This window comes from Streptomyces coerulescens, assembly GCF_042657965.1.
In the GTDB taxonomy this organism is placed as follows: Bacteria; Actinomycetota; Actinomycetes; order Streptomycetales; family Streptomycetaceae; genus Streptomyces; species Streptomyces coerulescens.
Genome location: NZ_JBHSKM010000005.1, coordinates 289,320 through 304,649, shown reverse-complemented (window position 1 = coordinate 304,649; position 15,330 = coordinate 289,320). Strand labels below are relative to the sequence as shown.

At 69.4% G+C, this 15,330-nt stretch carries 12 protein-coding genes; 9 read left to right on the top strand and 3 right to left on the bottom strand.

Annotated elements, in window-relative coordinates:
• Positions 1 to 125: 125 nt before the first annotated feature.
• The 5 genes from ACFPQ9_RS11630 to ACFPQ9_RS11610 all read left to right on the top strand — a co-directional run bounded on the left by ACFPQ9_RS11630 (position 126) and on the right by ACFPQ9_RS11610 (position 5,446).
• Positions 126 to 1,190 carry an MraY family glycosyltransferase gene (locus ACFPQ9_RS11630; RefSeq protein ID WP_380850851.1) on the top strand — a complete coding sequence of 355 codons (1,065 nt, stop codon included), beginning with the start codon at positions 126 to 128 and terminating at the stop codon, positions 1,188 to 1,190.
• A gap of 94 nt (positions 1,191 to 1,284) precedes the next feature.
• A complete protein-coding gene (dnaK, locus tag ACFPQ9_RS11625; RefSeq protein ID WP_380850848.1) occupies positions 1,285 to 3,120 on the top strand; it encodes a molecular chaperone DnaK in 1,836 nt (611 codons plus the stop codon).
• Positions 3,120 to 3,764, top strand: coding sequence for a nucleotide exchange factor GrpE (gene grpE, locus ACFPQ9_RS11620; protein ID WP_380850845.1), 645 nt, complete (start codon positions 3,120 to 3,122; stop codon positions 3,762 to 3,764). Before dnaK ends, grpE begins: the two co-directional genes overlap by 1 nt.
• 33 nt (positions 3,765 to 3,797) lie before the next feature.
• A complete protein-coding gene (gene dnaJ, locus ACFPQ9_RS11615) occupies positions 3,798 to 4,979 on the top strand; it encodes a molecular chaperone DnaJ (protein ID WP_380850842.1) in 1,182 nt (393 codons plus the stop codon).
• A gap of 5 nt (positions 4,980 to 4,984) precedes the next feature.
• Positions 4,985 to 5,446, top strand: a complete 462-nt coding sequence (locus tag ACFPQ9_RS11610; RefSeq protein WP_380851041.1) for a heat shock protein transcriptional repressor HspR — start codon at positions 4,985 to 4,987, stop codon at positions 5,444 to 5,446.
• A gap of 81 nt (positions 5,447 to 5,527) precedes the next feature.
• Here the strand turns inward: ACFPQ9_RS11610 and ACFPQ9_RS11605 are convergent, their stop codons facing one another.
• Complete coding sequence (locus tag ACFPQ9_RS11605; protein ID WP_380850839.1) at positions 5,528 to 7,270, bottom strand: fibronectin type III domain-containing protein; 1,743 nt, start codon at positions 7,268 to 7,270, stop codon at positions 5,528 to 5,530.
• Between the two features lie 292 nt (positions 7,271 to 7,562).
• Here ACFPQ9_RS11605 and ACFPQ9_RS11600 point away from each other — a divergent pair, with 292 nt between their 5' ends.
• Together ACFPQ9_RS11600 and ACFPQ9_RS11595 are read left to right on the top strand one after the other, a co-directional pair.
• A complete protein-coding gene (locus ACFPQ9_RS11600; protein ID WP_380850836.1) occupies positions 7,563 to 8,687 on the top strand; it encodes a sugar ABC transporter substrate-binding protein in 1,125 nt (374 codons plus the stop codon).
• 462 nt (positions 8,688 to 9,149) lie between these two features.
• On the top strand, positions 9,150 to 10,241 hold the full coding sequence (locus ACFPQ9_RS11595) for a helix-turn-helix transcriptional regulator (protein ID WP_380850833.1): 1,092 nt from the start codon (positions 9,150 to 9,152) through the stop codon (positions 10,239 to 10,241).
• Between the two features lie 47 nt (positions 10,242 to 10,288).
• Here ACFPQ9_RS11595 and ACFPQ9_RS11590 read toward each other — a convergent pair whose 3' ends face one another.
• Positions 10,289 to 11,233, bottom strand: a complete 945-nt coding sequence (locus ACFPQ9_RS11590) for a helix-turn-helix transcriptional regulator (RefSeq protein WP_380850830.1) — start codon at positions 11,231 to 11,233, stop codon at positions 10,289 to 10,291.
• Positions 11,234 to 11,603: 370 nt separating this feature from the next.
• On the opposite strand from ACFPQ9_RS11590, the gene ACFPQ9_RS11585 reads away from it, so the two are divergent.
• On the top strand, positions 11,604 to 11,939 hold the full coding sequence (locus ACFPQ9_RS11585; protein WP_380850827.1) for a hypothetical protein: 336 nt from the start codon (positions 11,604 to 11,606) through the stop codon (positions 11,937 to 11,939).
• 238 nt (positions 11,940 to 12,177) lie between these two features.
• Here ACFPQ9_RS11585 and ACFPQ9_RS11580 read toward each other — a convergent pair whose 3' ends face one another.
• Complete coding sequence (locus ACFPQ9_RS11580) at positions 12,178 to 12,591, bottom strand: pyridoxamine 5'-phosphate oxidase family protein (RefSeq protein ID WP_380850824.1); 414 nt, start codon at positions 12,589 to 12,591, stop codon at positions 12,178 to 12,180.
• A gap of 120 nt (positions 12,592 to 12,711) precedes the next feature.
• Between ACFPQ9_RS11580 and clpB the strand changes: the two genes are divergently transcribed.
• Positions 12,712 to 15,309, top strand: coding sequence for an ATP-dependent chaperone ClpB (gene clpB / locus ACFPQ9_RS11575; RefSeq protein WP_380850821.1), 2,598 nt, complete (start codon positions 12,712 to 12,714; stop codon positions 15,307 to 15,309).
• The last annotated feature ends 21 nt before the right edge of the window (positions 15,310 to 15,330 follow it).

The following is a 15,330-nucleotide window of genomic DNA, read 5'->3' as shown; positions in this document are numbered from 1 at the left end:
GCACTGTAGCCAGGCGCGGGGTGATCTGAATCGCTGAGGCTTGCCTTAAGTGCGCATCGGGGTTCACTTCCGAACGAATCGTGTTATTCATCCCGAAATGGTATATACGCCACTAATCTAAGCCCGTGCTTTACGGGATCGCCGCCGCCACCACCGCCCTCGTCGTGACCGCCCTCCTCGCGATGCTGCTCCGCCTGCCCGCCCTGCGTCTCGGCATTGTCGACCGCCGGCGGCAGCGGCCGCTGCCTCTGCTCGGCGGGGTGGCCGTCGCGCTCGTGACCTGCCTGGTGGCAGCCGCCGGGGAGTGGACGCGGTTCGCCCCGCTGGGCTCCGAGATCGGGCGTCTGCTGATCGCCGCGGGCGCCGTGGCCTGCCTCGGGCTGGTCGCCGACGTACGGCGGGTGAAGGAGCGCTTCCTGGTCGGCGGTACGGCCGTGGCGGCGGCCTGTGTGGTCCCTTACGGCGACACCGGGATCCTGCTCGGGCCGGTGGCCGTCGGCTGGATCGTCCTCGTCGCCGTCGGCTTCAAGGCGCTGGACCATGCGGACGCCCTGGTCGGCACCGTCGGGGTGCTCACCGCCTTCGGCGTCGGCATCTGCGCGGCGGCCGAGGTGATGGACGAACTGGCCGTGCTGCTCAGCGTGCTGGCCGCCGCCCTGACCGGGTTCCTCATGCACAACTGGCATCCCGCGCGGATCGGCCTCGGGGCCAGCGGGTCCCTGTTCGTCGGGTTCGTGCTCGCGTCCTCGGCCGTGATGACGCGCGCCGGGCTCGATCCGGTGCCGAGTGTGAGCGTGCTGTACTCGCTGACCGCCCTGGCCACCGCCGACGTCGTGCTGGTGGCGCTGTCGCGCCGGCTCGCCGGACGGCCGCTGCTGCGGGGCGGGCCCGACCATCTGGCCCACCGGCTGCGCCGGATCGGGCTCACTCCGCAGGGTGTGACCGTCCTGCTGGGTGTCGCATCCTTCTGCGGGGTACTCGTCGGCGTCCTCGTGCATCTGGGATGGATGGCCCCCTCCGGGGCGTTGTGGGTGGGGGTGGTCGCGCTGATCGCCGTCCTCGCGCTGCTGCACATCAAGACCTACGGCCCTCGGCGTCAACCGGACTTCCCCGTGCAGGACTCCGCGAGAGTCTCCGCCCGGGTCGCGTCTTCGCAGGTCGGAGCCCAGTTGCGTGTAAGGAACGGATAAGAGTTGAGTGGGGTCGACTCAGCTCTGTTGACCCATCTCCGGCCGTCGTGCACACTTGAGTCCGTTCCACTCAAGTCAGCTGGAGGAATTCATCATGGCACGTGCGGTCGGCATCGACCTGGGCACGACTAACTCCGTCGTCAGCGTTCTGGAGGGCGGCGAGCCCACCGTCATCACCAACGCCGAGGGTGCCAGGACCACGCCGTCCGTCGTCGCCTTCGCGAAGAACGGTGAGGTGCTCGTCGGCGAGGTCGCCAAGCGCCAGGCGGTGACCAACGTGGACCGGACCATCCGTTCCGTGAAGCGTCACATGGGCACCGACTGGAAGATCGAGCTGGACGGGAAGCCGTTCAACCCGCAGCAGATCTCGGCGTTCATCCTCCAGAAGCTGAAGCGTGACGCCGAGGCGTACCTGGGCGAGAAGGTCACGGACGCGGTCATCACCGTCCCGGCCTACTTCAACGACTCCGAGCGTCAGGCGACGAAGGAGGCCGGCGAGATCGCGGGCCTGAACGTCCTGCGCATCGTCAACGAGCCGACGGCCGCCGCCCTGGCGTACGGCCTCGACAAGGACGACCAGACGATCCTCGTCTTCGACCTCGGTGGCGGCACCTTCGACGTGTCCCTCCTCGAGATCGGCGACGGCGTCGTCGAGGTGAAGGCCACCAACGGTGACAACCACCTCGGTGGTGACGACTGGGACCAGCGCATCGTCGACTACCTGGTCAAGCAGTTCCAGGCCGGTCACGGCGTGGACCTCTCCAAGGACAAGATGGCCCTGCAGCGCCTCCGCGAGGCCGCCGAGAAGGCCAAGATCGAGCTGTCCTCGTCCACCGAGACCTCGATCAACCTGCCCTACATCACCGCCTCCGCCGAGGGCCCCCTGCACCTCGACGAGAAGCTCACCCGCGCGCAGTTCCAGCAGCTGACCGCGGACCTGCTGGAGCGCTGCAAGACCCCGTTCTTCAACGTCATGAAGGACGCCGGCGTCTCCATCAACGAGATCGACCACGTCGTCCTCGTCGGTGGCTCCACCCGTATGCCCGCCGTCGCCGAGCTCGTGCGCGAGCTGACCGGCGGCAAGGACGCCAACAAGGGCGTCAACCCGGACGAGGTCGTCGCCATCGGCGCCGCCCTGCAGGCCGGTGTCCTCAAGGGTGAGGTCAAGGACGTCCTGCTCCTCGACGTGACCCCGCTGTCCCTCGGCATCGAGACCAAGGGCGGCATCATGACCAAGCTCATCGAGCGCAACACCACGATCCCGACCAAGCGGTCCGAGATCTTCACGACGGCCGAGGACAACCAGCCGTCCGTGCAGATCCAGGTCTACCAGGGCGAGCGTGAGATCGCGGCGTACAACAAGAAGCTCGGGATGTTCGAGCTGACCGGTCTGCCGCCGGCCCCGCGCGGTGTCCCGCAGATCGAGGTCGCCTTCGACATCGACGCCAACGGCATCATGCACGTGACCGCGAAGGACCTCGGCACGGGCAAGGAGCAGAAGATGACCGTCACCGGCGGCTCCTCGCTGCCGAAGGACGAGGTCAACCGGATGCGCGAAGAGGCCGAGAAGTACGCGGAGGAAGACCACGCCCGCCGCGAGGCCGCCGAGTCCCGCAACCAGGGCGAGCAGCTCGTCTACCAGACGGAGAAGTTCCTCAAGGACAACGAGGACAAGGTCCCCGGCGAGGTCAAGGCCGAGGTCGAGGCCGCCGTCGAGGAGCTGAAGACCGCGCTCAAGGGCGAGGACACCGCCGAGATCCGCACCGCCACCGAGAAGGTCGCCGCGGTCTCCCAGAAGGTCGGCCAGGCCATGTACGCCGACGCCCAGGCCGCTCAGGCCGCGGGCGGTCCCGACGCCGGCGCCAAGGCCGACGACGACGTCGTGGACGCCGAGATCGTCGACGACGAGCGCAAGGACGGTGTCGCGTAATGACGGAGGAGACCCCGGGCTTCGAGGAGAAGCCCGACGTCCCCTCCGGCGCGACCCCTGACGACGCCGAGTCGAAGGCCGCTCCTCAGGAGGGGGCGGCCCCGGCCGGGGACGGAGCAGCAGACGCCGGCTTGGTGGCGCAGCTGGACCAGGTACGTACGGCGCTCGGCGAGCGCACGATGGACCTCCAGCGGCTCCAGGCCGAGTACCAGAACTACCGCCGCCGTGTGGAGCGGGACCGGATCACGGTCAAGGAGATCGCCGTCGCGAACCTCCTGACCGAGCTCCTGCCCGTGCTCGACGACATCGGCCGCGCGCGGGAACACGGCGAGCTCGTCGGCGGATTCAAGTCCGTCGCGGAGTCGCTGGAGACCGTCGCGGCGAAGATGGGCCTGCAGCAGTTCGGCAAGGAGGGCGAGCCCTTCGACCCGACGATCCACGAGGCGCTGATGCACTCCTACGCGCCGGACGTCACCGAGACGACCTGCGTCGCGATCCTCCAGCCGGGGTATCGCATCGGCGAGCGCACCATCCGCCCCGCGCGGGTGGCCGTCGCCGAGCCCCAGCCGGGCGCGCAGACCGTCAAGGAGGAGTCTGCCGAGGCGGCCGACGACAAGGAGAACGGTGGCCCGGACGAGGGCTGACGTTGAACTGACGAGAGAGGAGGGGCGTCGAGGATGAGCACCAAGGACTTCATCGAGAAGGACTACTACAAGGTCCTCGGCGTCCCCAAGGACGCCACCGAGGCCGAGATCAAGAAGGCGTACCGGAAGCTCGCCCGCGAGAACCACCCGGACGCCAACAAGGGCAACGCCAAGGCGGAGGAGCGTTTCAAGGAGATCTCCGAGGCGAACGACGTCCTCGGCGACCCCAAGAAGCGCAAGGAGTACGACGAGGCACGCGCCCTGTTCGGCAACGGCGGCTTCCGCCCCGGGCCGGGCGCGGGCGGCGGTTCCTTCAACTTCGACCTGGGCGACCTCTTCGGGGGCAGCGCCCAGGGCGGGGGCCAGGGAGCCGGAGGCTTCGGCGGCGGACTCGGTGACGTCTTCGGGGGCCTGTTCAACCGCGGCGGTGCGGGCAGCACCCGTACCCAGCCCCGGCGCGGCCAGGACATCGACACCGAGGTCAGCCTCAGCTTCACCGAGGCGATCGAGGGGGCGACGGTCCCGCTGCGGATGACCGCGCAGTCGCCGTGCAAGGCGTGCGCGGGCACCGGCGACAAGAACGGCACGCCCAGGGTGTGCCCGACCTGCGTCGGCACCGGCCAGGTGGCCAGAGGATCGGGCGGTGGCTTCTCGCTCACCGACCCCTGCCCGGACTGCAAGGGGCGCGGCCTGATCGCCGAGCACCCGTGCCTGGAGTGCAAGGGCAGCGGCCGGGCGAAGTCGTCGAGGACCATGCAGGTCCGTATCCCCGCCGGGGTGTCGGACGGTCAGCGCATCCGCCTGCGCGGCAAGGGCGCGCCGGGCGAGCGCGGCGGCCCGGCCGGCGATCTGTACGTCACCGTGCACGTCGACGCCCACCCGGTGTTCGGCCGCAAGGAGGACAACCTCACGGTGACCGTCCCCGTGACCTTCACGGAGGCGGCCCTGGGCGGCGAGGTCAGGGTTCCCACCCTGGGCGGACCGCCGGTCACCCTGAAGCTGCCGCCCGGCACACCCAACGGCCGCACTATGCGGGCGCGGGGCAAGGGCGCGGTCCGCAAGGACGGCACCCGCGGAGACCTGCTGGTCACCGTCGAGGTGAGTGTCCCGAAGGACCTTTCGGGGAAGGCTCGTGACGCGCTCGAGGCGTATCGCGAGGCGACCGCGGGTGAGGATCCGCGGGCGGAGCTGTTCGAGGCCGCGAAGGGAGCATGACGGAGATGGACGGTCGTCGACGCGGTGACAATTTCCGTGGGCCGTATGAACTGACCGAGGAGACCCCGGTCTACGTCATCTCGGTGGCGGCCCAGCTCTCGGGCCTGCACCCGCAGACACTGCGCCAGTACGACCGTCTGGGCCTGGTGTCCCCGGACCGCACGGCCGGCCGCGGCCGCCGCTACTCGGCCCGCGACATCGAACTGCTCCGCCAGGTGCAGGCGTTGTCGCAGGACGAGGGCATCAACCTGGCCGGCATCAAGCGCATCATCGAACTGGAGAACCAGGTCGCCGCGCTCCAGTCCCGGGTGGCCGAACTCCAGGCCGCCGTGGAAGGCGCCGCGGCGGCGATGCAGCAGCGCGAGGCGGCGGTACACGCGTCGTACCGCCGCGACCTGGTGCCGTACCAGGAGGTACAGCAGACCAGCGCGTTGGTGGTGTGGCGTCCGAAGAAGCCGAAGGACTAGCCGGACTCGCAGCGAACAGGGGCCCGGAGGTTCATGACGAACCTCCGGGCCCCTTTGTGGTCGCGACGCGCGTGGCCAGGGTCAGTCGGCCGGTGCCGTGAGCGTCCAGTCGCCCGCGGGGAGCGACTCGGTGCCGTCGGCCAGCACCCCGGTCACCCAGTAGTACGACGTGGTCCCGCGCTTCGCGCCCGTGTCGAAGTACTCGAAGGCGCCGGCCCCGAGGTCGGCGATCTTCTCGTACGCGGAGGTCGCCGGGTTCCAGCGGTAGATCCGGAAGCCCTTCGCCGGGTCGGGGCTCTCCTCGCCCGCGCCCAGCCCGGTCCACGAGAGCTGGTTGCCCTCGTCGCCCTCCGCCGGCGACACCGTCAGATACAGCGGCGAGCCCTCGGGCGTCGGCACGCTCGGGGTCATGTCGAGCTCGGTCACGGCCACGGCGGGGACCAGGTCGTCGCTCCACTTCATGGCGGAGTTGCCGTCGTCGTCCACGGCGTCGACGAAGAAGCAGACCTCGTCACCGTCCGGGTGCGTCAGATACGAGAAGGAGGTCTCGTCGGGCGAGACGTACTCCACCAGGCTGCCGTAGCAGACCTGCTCGTCCTCGTCGCCGACGAGTTCGCCCTTGTGGATCGTGTAGTACCGCAGATCCGTGGCGGGGCTCTTGTCCCAGCTCAGCCGGAAGCCGTACTCCGTCGGGTCGACGTTCAGCCCGGTGACGACCGGCGGCGGATCGTTGTCCCAGATCCGGCCCCGCTGGGGTGCGGACCGCACGGACTCGTTGCCCGCCGTGTCCAGCGCCGACACCCGGTAGTAGTACGCGGTGCTCTCAGCGGCCGAGGTGTCCAGGTGGGACAGCTGGCTGGTGGTGGCGATCCTGGTGTACGTGCCGTTCTCGCTCGCCGCCCGGTAGACGCGGTACGTCGCGGCGTCCGTCACCTTGTTCCAGCCGACCCGCAGCCCGCCCGTGCCTCCGGACGGGGTCACCTCGCCGGTCGCGCTCGTGATGGTGGGTACGCCGGGCGCGACCCGGTCGACGGTGGTGACCGGCTGGTCGGCCGTACCGGCGGACTCGTTGCCGGCCTTGTCCACGGCCCGGATCTCGTAGTAGTAGCCCGCGCCCGTCACCGGCAGGGTGCTGTCGGTGTACGTGGTGGAGGCGGTCGTGGCGAGCGGAGTGCCGCTGAAGGAGGAGCCCTTGAGGCGGCGGTGGACGCGGTAGCCGGCGAGGTCCATCTCCTGGTTCTTGGACCAGGTGAGCTTCGCCTTGCCCGTCGCCGTGTCGTACGTGACCTTCGCGCCGGTGGGTGTGAGCGGCTTGACCTTGTCGACGGTCGCCGAAGTCCTGGGGGTGTAGCCGAACTTGACCTTCGCGCTGCCGGTCCAGTTGACGTAGTCCACGCGCAAGGTGTGCTTGCCCGCCGGGACGGTGACGTTGACGGTCTTGGAGACGGTCGTGGAGGTGTTCTTCCACAGGTCGACCTTGCGGCTGCCATCGAGGTAGACGCGGATGCCGTCGAGCGCGGAGGCGGCGAAGGTGAAGGGGCCGCCGGAGCCGAAGTCGCGGGTCACCGTCCAGCGGACGGCGAAGTTGTCCTTCGGGAGGCCGGAGGCGGGGGCGTTGGTGCCCCAGTTCTGGTCGATCACGGTGTCGCAGTCGGTCCGCTTCGGGGTGCCCGAAAAGGCGGTGTTCGCGAAGAACTGCCGTTTGAAGACCGGCGATGCGCAGGTCACTGCGGCGGACGCGGGCGTCGTCGAGAGCAGGGTGCCCGCGGTGGCGAGCACGACCGTCACCGCGGCCGCGGCGGTCGTGCGTCTGGCTGGGTTCATTCGATCCTCTGGTCGAGTACGGGCAGCGGTGGGCGCTGCACTCATCAGGACCAGCGAGGAATGGGGTTGGTTGTACGGATCTTGATCGCGTGCGCGATCGAGGTTTGGTGGAGGGTGTGTAAGGGGGATTTGGAGGCATTCCGCTATGTCTTTACATGATCAGCGGAGCGTGGTGTTGCGCACTCGTTAAGTGATTCCGCTTGACGCTGAGGGCCGTCGGCGCGTTGGCTTTTCAGTCATCTGGGCGCGTTGGCGCGCCCGTGTCCCGAAGGCACCAGAAGTGAGCTTCTCTATGCGTCCCTTGCGCCCCCTGCGCCGCACCGCCACCGCCGTGGCCGCCGCGTCCACGATGACCCTCTCGCTGGCAGCGTGCGGGGCACTGGGCGTCACCGGGGACAGCAGTGAGGCGAGTCCCACCAAGGGCGACGACATCACCGTCGGGCTGCTGCTGCCGGAGACGGCGAACACCCGCTACGACAAGTTCGACTTCCCCATCATCCGGAACAAGGTCCTCGACCTCACCGACAAGCAGGGCCGGGTCGTCTACAAGAACGCCGATGCGGACGCGGCGAAGCAGGAGTCCCAGCTCCAGCAGATGATCGACGACCAGGTCGATGTGATCCTGCTGGACGCCGTCGACTCGCACGCCATCGCCGGCGGGGTGAAGAAGGCCAAGGACGCGGGCATCCCGGTCATCGCCTACGACCGTCTGGCCGAGGGGCCGATCGACGCGTACGTCTCCTTCGACAACGAACTCGTCGGCGAGGTCCAGGGCCGCACGCTCCTGGAGGCGATGAACCCGGTCGACTCCTCCGACAAGATCGTCATGATGAACGGCTCGCCCACGGACCCGAACGCGGGGCAGTTCAAGGCGGGCGCCCTGTCCGAGCTCAAGGGCACGGTGGACATAGCCAAGACGTACGACACCAAGGACTGGAAGCCGGAGAACGCCGAGGCCAACATGGCGCAGGCGATCAAGGCCATCGGCGTCAACAACATCAAGGGCGTCTACTCCGCCAACGACGGCATGGCCGGCGGCGTCATCAAGGCCCTCCAGGCGGCCGGCGTCACCGAGCTGCCCCCGATCACCGGCCAGGACGCCGAACTGGACGCCGTGCAGCGCATCATCAGCGGCGAGCAGTACATGAGCGTGTACAAGTCGTACCCGCAGGAGGCCGAGAGCGCCGCCGAGATGGCCGTGGCCAAGGTCCAGGGCCACGACATCCAGTTCGACTCGCTCACCCAGGACCAGGTCGACAGCCCGACCGACAAGGACATCCCGGCGCTGCTGGTGCCCGTGGTCGCCCTGACGGACGGCAACATCAAGGAGACCGTCGTCGCCGACGGGATCTACACCGTCGCCGACATCTGCACCGGCAAGTACAAGGCGGGCTGCAGCTCGCTCGGGCTGAAGTAACACCGTCGTTCCCTCAAGTGCCGTCGGGGCCCTGCCCCGGCGGCACTTGGCTGTGTCCGCACCGCCCGCCGTCCCGGTGACAGCGGCCGACGGCGCCTTGACGTCGTATGCGATTTCCTGTTCGCGAACTCCTGTGAAGGCGACTCCACGCTTCGCGTGCCCGCCAACGGCCGGAAATGCACCATCAGCTTGCTGCAAGTCGACGTGCGGAGGCCCGTACAGAGCGGTGCAAATCGGCATCTTACGGCGGCCGTCCCGGCAGGAGCCGTGTTGCGGAGCCAGGCCGGTCCGCGCATAGTTGCGCTGCGGAAGCGCGAGCGAACCGCGGGGCCGGCACGGCCGAGCACGGTGGGTCCCGTCGACCAGGCCCCGCCCGGCAGGTGTGTCCCGGCAGGGTGTCGACACCGCGCTCCGGAGGTGAGCGAGCCGGCGACAGAGGCATGAACCGGGGGTGGATGGGCGATGGCCGGGCACGGGGCGCAGGAGCATCCACACGGTGCCGACCGGCTGTGCGAGGCCGGGGACCGGGTGTACTCCCGGGCCGTACGGCGGGGCCGTGTGCCGCGCCACGACGCGGATCCGGTGCCCTGTCTGCTGGAGCTGGCACTGCTGCACCCGGACCCCGACGACATGGACTGGCTGGTGCCGACCTCCCCGCAGGAGGTCATGACGCGGCTGCTGCGCGGGGTCTACGACGAGGTCAGCGACAGCCAGCGCAGGATGGGCTCGGCGGTGGCGGCCTTCGAGTGGTACGCGGCACTGGGCCCGCAGCCCTCACCGGCGTCCGGCACCGACCCCGCCGCGCCCGGCTCGGCGATCCGGGTCCTGGAGGGCGACTCGCGCATCCAGGGCGCGCTGGACGAGGCGACGCAGGCGTGCACGACCGAGGTGCTGACCGTGCAGCCCGGCGGCATCCGGCCCGAGCACGAGCTGACGGAGGGCCTGCACCGGGCGATGGCGCTGCGGGGGCGGGGCGTGCGGATGCGCGACCTGTACACGCACGTGGCCCGGCACGGCCAGGGCCTGCTCAACTACCTGGAGCTGATGGGCGACTCGGTGGAGGCCCGCACGCTGGACGAGGTGATCGACCGGCTGATCCTCTTCGACCGCACGGTGGCCTTCATCCCGGCGAACGCCGACCGCACGCTCGCCCTGGAGCTGCGGCATCCCGGGCTCGTGCACTACCTGGTGACGGTCTTCGAGCGGCTGTGGCGCCTCGCGATCCCGCTGACGGCATCGCTCCCCGACACCGGCATCGAGGGCATCTCCCACCGCGAGCAGTCCATCGCCGCGCTGCTCGCCGAGGGGCACCAGGACGCGGTGATCGCGGAGCGGCTCGGGATAAGCGTACGGACCTGCCGGGCTCATATCGCCCGGCTCTCGGAGACGCTGGGAGCGGCCAGCCGTACGCAACTCGGGGTGCGGATAGCGCAGGTGGGGTTGGACCGGTCCCGGGCGTCGTCCTCCGAGGCCGCCGTGATCAGGGTTGCCGGGGTGCCAGGACTGCCCGGAGCACATGGGGTTCCCGGCCAGGAATCCGCGACCGGCCGATGAGACGGCCGAGGCGGCGGTCGCGGAGTTCGTGGCCGGGCCCTTGAGACTCAGTGCTCCTGTTCCAGGATTCCGGACTGGGCTATGAGATAGCCCAGTTGGGCGCGGCTGCCGCTGCCCAGTGCGCCGGCCAGCTTGGCGATGTGGGCCCGGCAGGTGCGCACGTTCATGCCCAGACGCCGGGCGATGGCCTCGTCGACGTGCCCCTCCACGAGGAGCTTGGCGATGGAGTGCTGGATCTCCGTGATGCCGTCGGGTGCCGTCTCGTACGGCGCGTGCTCGCTCAGCGGTACCGCGCGGCTCCACATGAACTCGAAGACCTTGATCAGATAGCGGATCAGCCCGGGGTGGCGCAGTTCCAGGGCGACCTGCTGGTCGTCCCGGGTGGGGATGAAGGCGACCGACTCGTCGCAGATGATGAGGCGCTCCACCAGCTCGTCGATGGTGCGGTACTCCACCTTGCCGTCGGAGAGCTGGGCGACGTAGGCGAGCTTGCCCGGGTTGTAGCGCACGGTGTGCTGGTAGAGGGTCCTTATCCGCACTCCGCGTTCGATCAGCGGCCGGTCCCGTTCCAGGCCCTGGAGCAGGCTCTGCTCGGAGATGCGGTTGCTCGGCTGGACCGTGAGCATCTCGGTGTGGCACTGGGCGGTGGCCAGATTGAGGGCGGCGTTGATCCGCTCGCCCCCCTCCAGCACGGTGATGGAGTGCGTGTTCCCCGTCACCTGGGTACTGAGGTCCATGAAGGGCTGGAGTGTCTCGGCCAGCTCCACCGACAACCGCCTGCGCTCGGTGATCTCCCGCTCGATGGGATTGAGCCGCTGAGCCAGCGCGACCGAGGCGGGAACCGGGATCAGCCAGTTCGCGTCGTCCGGATCGGGGTACAGCAGGGCGAACTCCATCAAGCAGGGGGCGGCCTCCACCTCCGCGCGTGCGATACGCCCCGTGCGCAGTGCGTTCGCATAGAGACGGCCACCTTGCGCGCACATCTCGGTCATCGCATGGGGATGTGTCGCTTTAGTCGGATTCGCTGCCAAATCTCCACCCCCCAGGGTCCTGAACATGCAGGAACATGATGCACCGATCGTGTGGCCATGAAGTGCCCGAATGAGCCATCGTCTTACTCGACGGGGGAAGAGGGGACCTTCAAGTGAGGACGAAGCCGACTATGCGGAACAGAATGCTTCGCTCGATTCTTGTCGCCGCCTTCTCCACCGTTGTGGCCGTCGGAGTCCTGAGTGGCCTCTCGGAATCGAAGAGCGACAGAGCGGACAGTAGCTGGCCGAGCGGACCCAAGCCGGTCACGATCGCCGGGGACAGTTCCTGGCCGGCGGTCGCGCAGAAGAGCAGCGGCGGGCAGGAGTAGGCATGACCACCCCACCCGACGACCGCTCCTTCCGCCGCGAAATGGCCACCGCCTACCGCTCCGGCTGGCACTTCATCGACCTTGTCACCGCGATCCCCCACTCCGGTGACTCGTTGATGGTGACCGTGTTCGGAGAGCCGGTCGTCGTGACGCGGGACGAGGACGAGGACGTCAGGGCGTACCGGTGTCTGCGGCGGCCTCGGGGGGCGCCGCAGCCCGTTCGGTGTGCCGTCCGGTATGGAATGATCTTCGTCAATCTCGATCAACGCGACCACCGGCTGGTGGAGCCGGAGGCTCCGGCCCCAAGGACCATCTCAGCCACCCCCCGCAGTGCCTGACGCGATTCCCCCGTCGTAACAGATCGCTCAGGTGCTTCCCCCCGCAGCGGCGTCACCGTGACCTGAACACGGTGACGCCGCTGCAGTTTTGCGGCGACATTTCCCCGTATCGGACCGCCGTCCGGTGGCTGAAACCGGGCGCCCGGTATCCAGCCATCCGTGTCGGCCGCACCGCCGGTCGTATCGCCCGTCGCACCGCCCGGCGAGTCGCGCGTCACCCGGCGTCCGCCCGCCGCGCTCACCCGCGCCCCATCGCCCGGCTCAGCGCGATCTCGATCACGACCCGATGGGGGTTGGGCGCCGGAGTGCGTCCATAGCGCACCGCGTACCGGCGCACCGCCTCCGCGACCCGCTCCGGCTCCGCACTGACCTGCGCCCGCCCCTCCAGCGTGGCCCAGCGCCCGCCGTCCACCTGGCAGACCGCGACCGTCGCCCCGTCGGGTCCGGCGGCCAGCACATGGCCCACCTTCGCGCTGGACTTGTTCGTGATCACCCGAGCAAGCCGCGCCTCGGGGTCGTATGTCACTCCGACGGGTACGACGTGCGGGGTGCCGTCCGGGCGCAGGGTCGTGAGGGTGCACAGGTGCCTCTCCTGCCAGAAGGTGAGGTACGACGCGTCGGGCGCGCCCGGATCCTGAGGGTATGCCGCCATGGCCCTGGAACCTAGCCGCCCCAAGCCTCCCGGCACTACCTTGAGTGGAATAGACTCAACTTTGTGTACGCTGACTCAGTCAGTACGGGGAGACGCTGACATCAGGAGGAGAAGGGACACGTGGACGCAGAGCTGACCAACAGGAGCCGGGACGCGATCAACACGGCCGGCAACCGGGCCGTCACCGAGGGGCACCCGGACCTCATGCCCGCCCACCTGCTGCTGGCTCTGCTCCAGGGGCAGGACAACGAGAACATCGTCGACCTGCTCGCCGCCGTCGACGCCGATCAGGCCGCCATCCGGGCCGGCGCCGAGAAGGCGCTCGCCGCGCTGCCCAGCGTGACCGGGTCCACCGTCGCGCCCCCGCAGCCCAACCGCGAGCTGCTCGCCGTCATCGCGGACGCACAGGCCCGCGCCCAGGAGCTCGGGGACGAGTACCTCTCCACCGAGCATCTCCTCATCGGCATCGCCGCCAAGGGCGGCCCGGCCGGGGACGTGCTCACCCAGCAGGGGGCGAGCGCGAAGAAGCTGCTGGACGCCTTCCAGAAGGCGCGGGGCGGGCGGCGCGTGACCTCCGCCGACCCCGAGGGGCAGTACAAGGCGCTGGAGAAGTTCGGCACCGACTTCACTGCCGCCGCCCGCGAGGGCAAGCTCGACCCCGTCATCGGGCGGGACCAGGAGATCCGGCGGGTCGTGCAGGTGCTGTCCCGCCGTACCAAGAACAACCCCGTCCTCATCGGCGAGCCCGGCGTCGGCAAGACCGCCGTCGTCGAAGGGCTCGCCCAGCGGATCGTCAAGGGGGACGTGCCGGAGTCGCTGAAGGACAAGCGGCTCGTCGCCCTCGACCTCGGCGCCATGGTCGCGGGCGCGAAGTACCGCGGTGAGTTCGAGGAACGGCTCAAGACCGTCCTCGCTGAGATCAAGGACTCCGACGGGCAGATCATCACCTTCATCGACGAGCTGCACACCGTCGTCGGCGCGGGCGCCGGCGGCGACTCCGCGATGGACGCCGGCAACATGCTCAAGCCCATGCTCGCCCGCGGTGAGCTGCGCATGGTTGGCGCCACCACCCTCGACGAGTACCGCGAGCGGATCGAGAAGGACCCCGCGCTGGAGCGGCGCTTCCAGCAGGTGCTGGTCGCCGAGCCGACCGTCGAGGACACCATCGCGATCCTGCGCGGGCTCAAGGGGCGCTACGAGGCCCACCACAAGGTCCAGATCGCCGACAGCGCGCTGGTGGCCGCCGCGACCCTCTCCGACCGCTACATCACCTCCCGCTTCCTCCCCGACAAGGCCATCGACCTCGTGGACGAGGCGGCCTCCCGCCTCCGCATGGAGATCGACTCCTCGCCGGTCGAGATCGACGAGCTCCAGCGCTCCGTCGACCGGCTGCGCATGGAGGAACTGGCCCTCGACAAGGAGACCGACCCCGCCTCCCGCGAGCGCCTGGACAAGCTGCGCCGCGACCTCGCCGACAAGGAGGAGGAGCTGCGGGGCCTGACCGCCCGCTGGGAGAAGGAGAAGCAGTCCCTCAACCGGGTCGGTGAGCTGAAGGAGCGGCTGGACGAAACCCGCGGCCTGGCCGAACGCGCCCAGCGCGACGGCGACTTCGACTCCGCATCCAAGCTGCTGTACGGCGAGATCCCCGCCCTGGAGAAGGAGTTGGAGGCCGCCTCCGCCGCCGAGGAGGAGGTCGCCAAGGGCACCATGGTCAAGGAGGAGGTCGGCTCCGACGACATCGCCGACGTGGTCGGGGCGTGGACCGGCATCCCCGCCGGGCGGCTCCTGGAGGGCGAGACGCAGAAGCTGCTGCGCATGGAGGACGAGCTGGGCAAGCGGCTCATCGGGCAGAGCGAGGCCGTGCAGGCCGTCTCCGACGCCGTACGCCGCACCCGCGCCGGTATCGCCGACCCGGACCGTCCCACCGGGTCCTTCCTCTTCCTCGGCCCGACCGGCGTCGGCAAGACCGAACTCGCCAAGGCCCTCGCCGACTTCCTCTTCGACGACGAGCGGGCGATGGTCCGCATCGACATGAGCGAGTACGGCGAGAAGCACTCCGTCGCCCGGCTCGTCGGCGCGCCCCCCGGCTACGTCGGCTACGAGGAGGGCGGCCAGCTCACCGAGGCCGTGCGCAGGCGGCCGTACAGCGTCGTCCTGCTCGACGAGGTGGAGAAGGCGCATCCCGAGGTCTTCGACATCCTGCTCCAGGTGCTGGACGACGGGCGGCTCACGGACGGCCAGGGCCGTACGGTCGACTTCCGCAACACGATCCTGGTGCTGACGTCGAACCTGGGCAGCCAGTTCCTGGTCGACCCGATCACCAGCGAGCAGGAGAAGAAGGAGCAGGTCCTGGAGGTGGTCCGCACCGCCTTCAAGCCGGAGTTCCTCAACCGGCTCGACGACCTGGTGGTCTTCTCGGCGCTGAACAAGGACGAGCTCAGCCGGATCGCCCGGCTCCAGATCGACCGGCTGGCGGGGCGGCTCGCCGAGCGCCGGCTGTCCCTGGAGGTCACCGACGCGGCCCTGGCCTGGCTCGCCGACGAGGGCAACGACCCGGCCTACGGCGCCCGGCCCCTGCGCCGCCTCGTCCAGACCGCCATCGGCGACCGCCTCGCCAAGGAGATCCTGGCCGGCGAGGTCAAGGACGGCGACACGGTCCGGGTGGACGCCTTCGGCGACGGTCTGATCGTGGGTCCGGCGACCGGAAAGACGCTCTGACCCGGACAAACGCCCTGATCA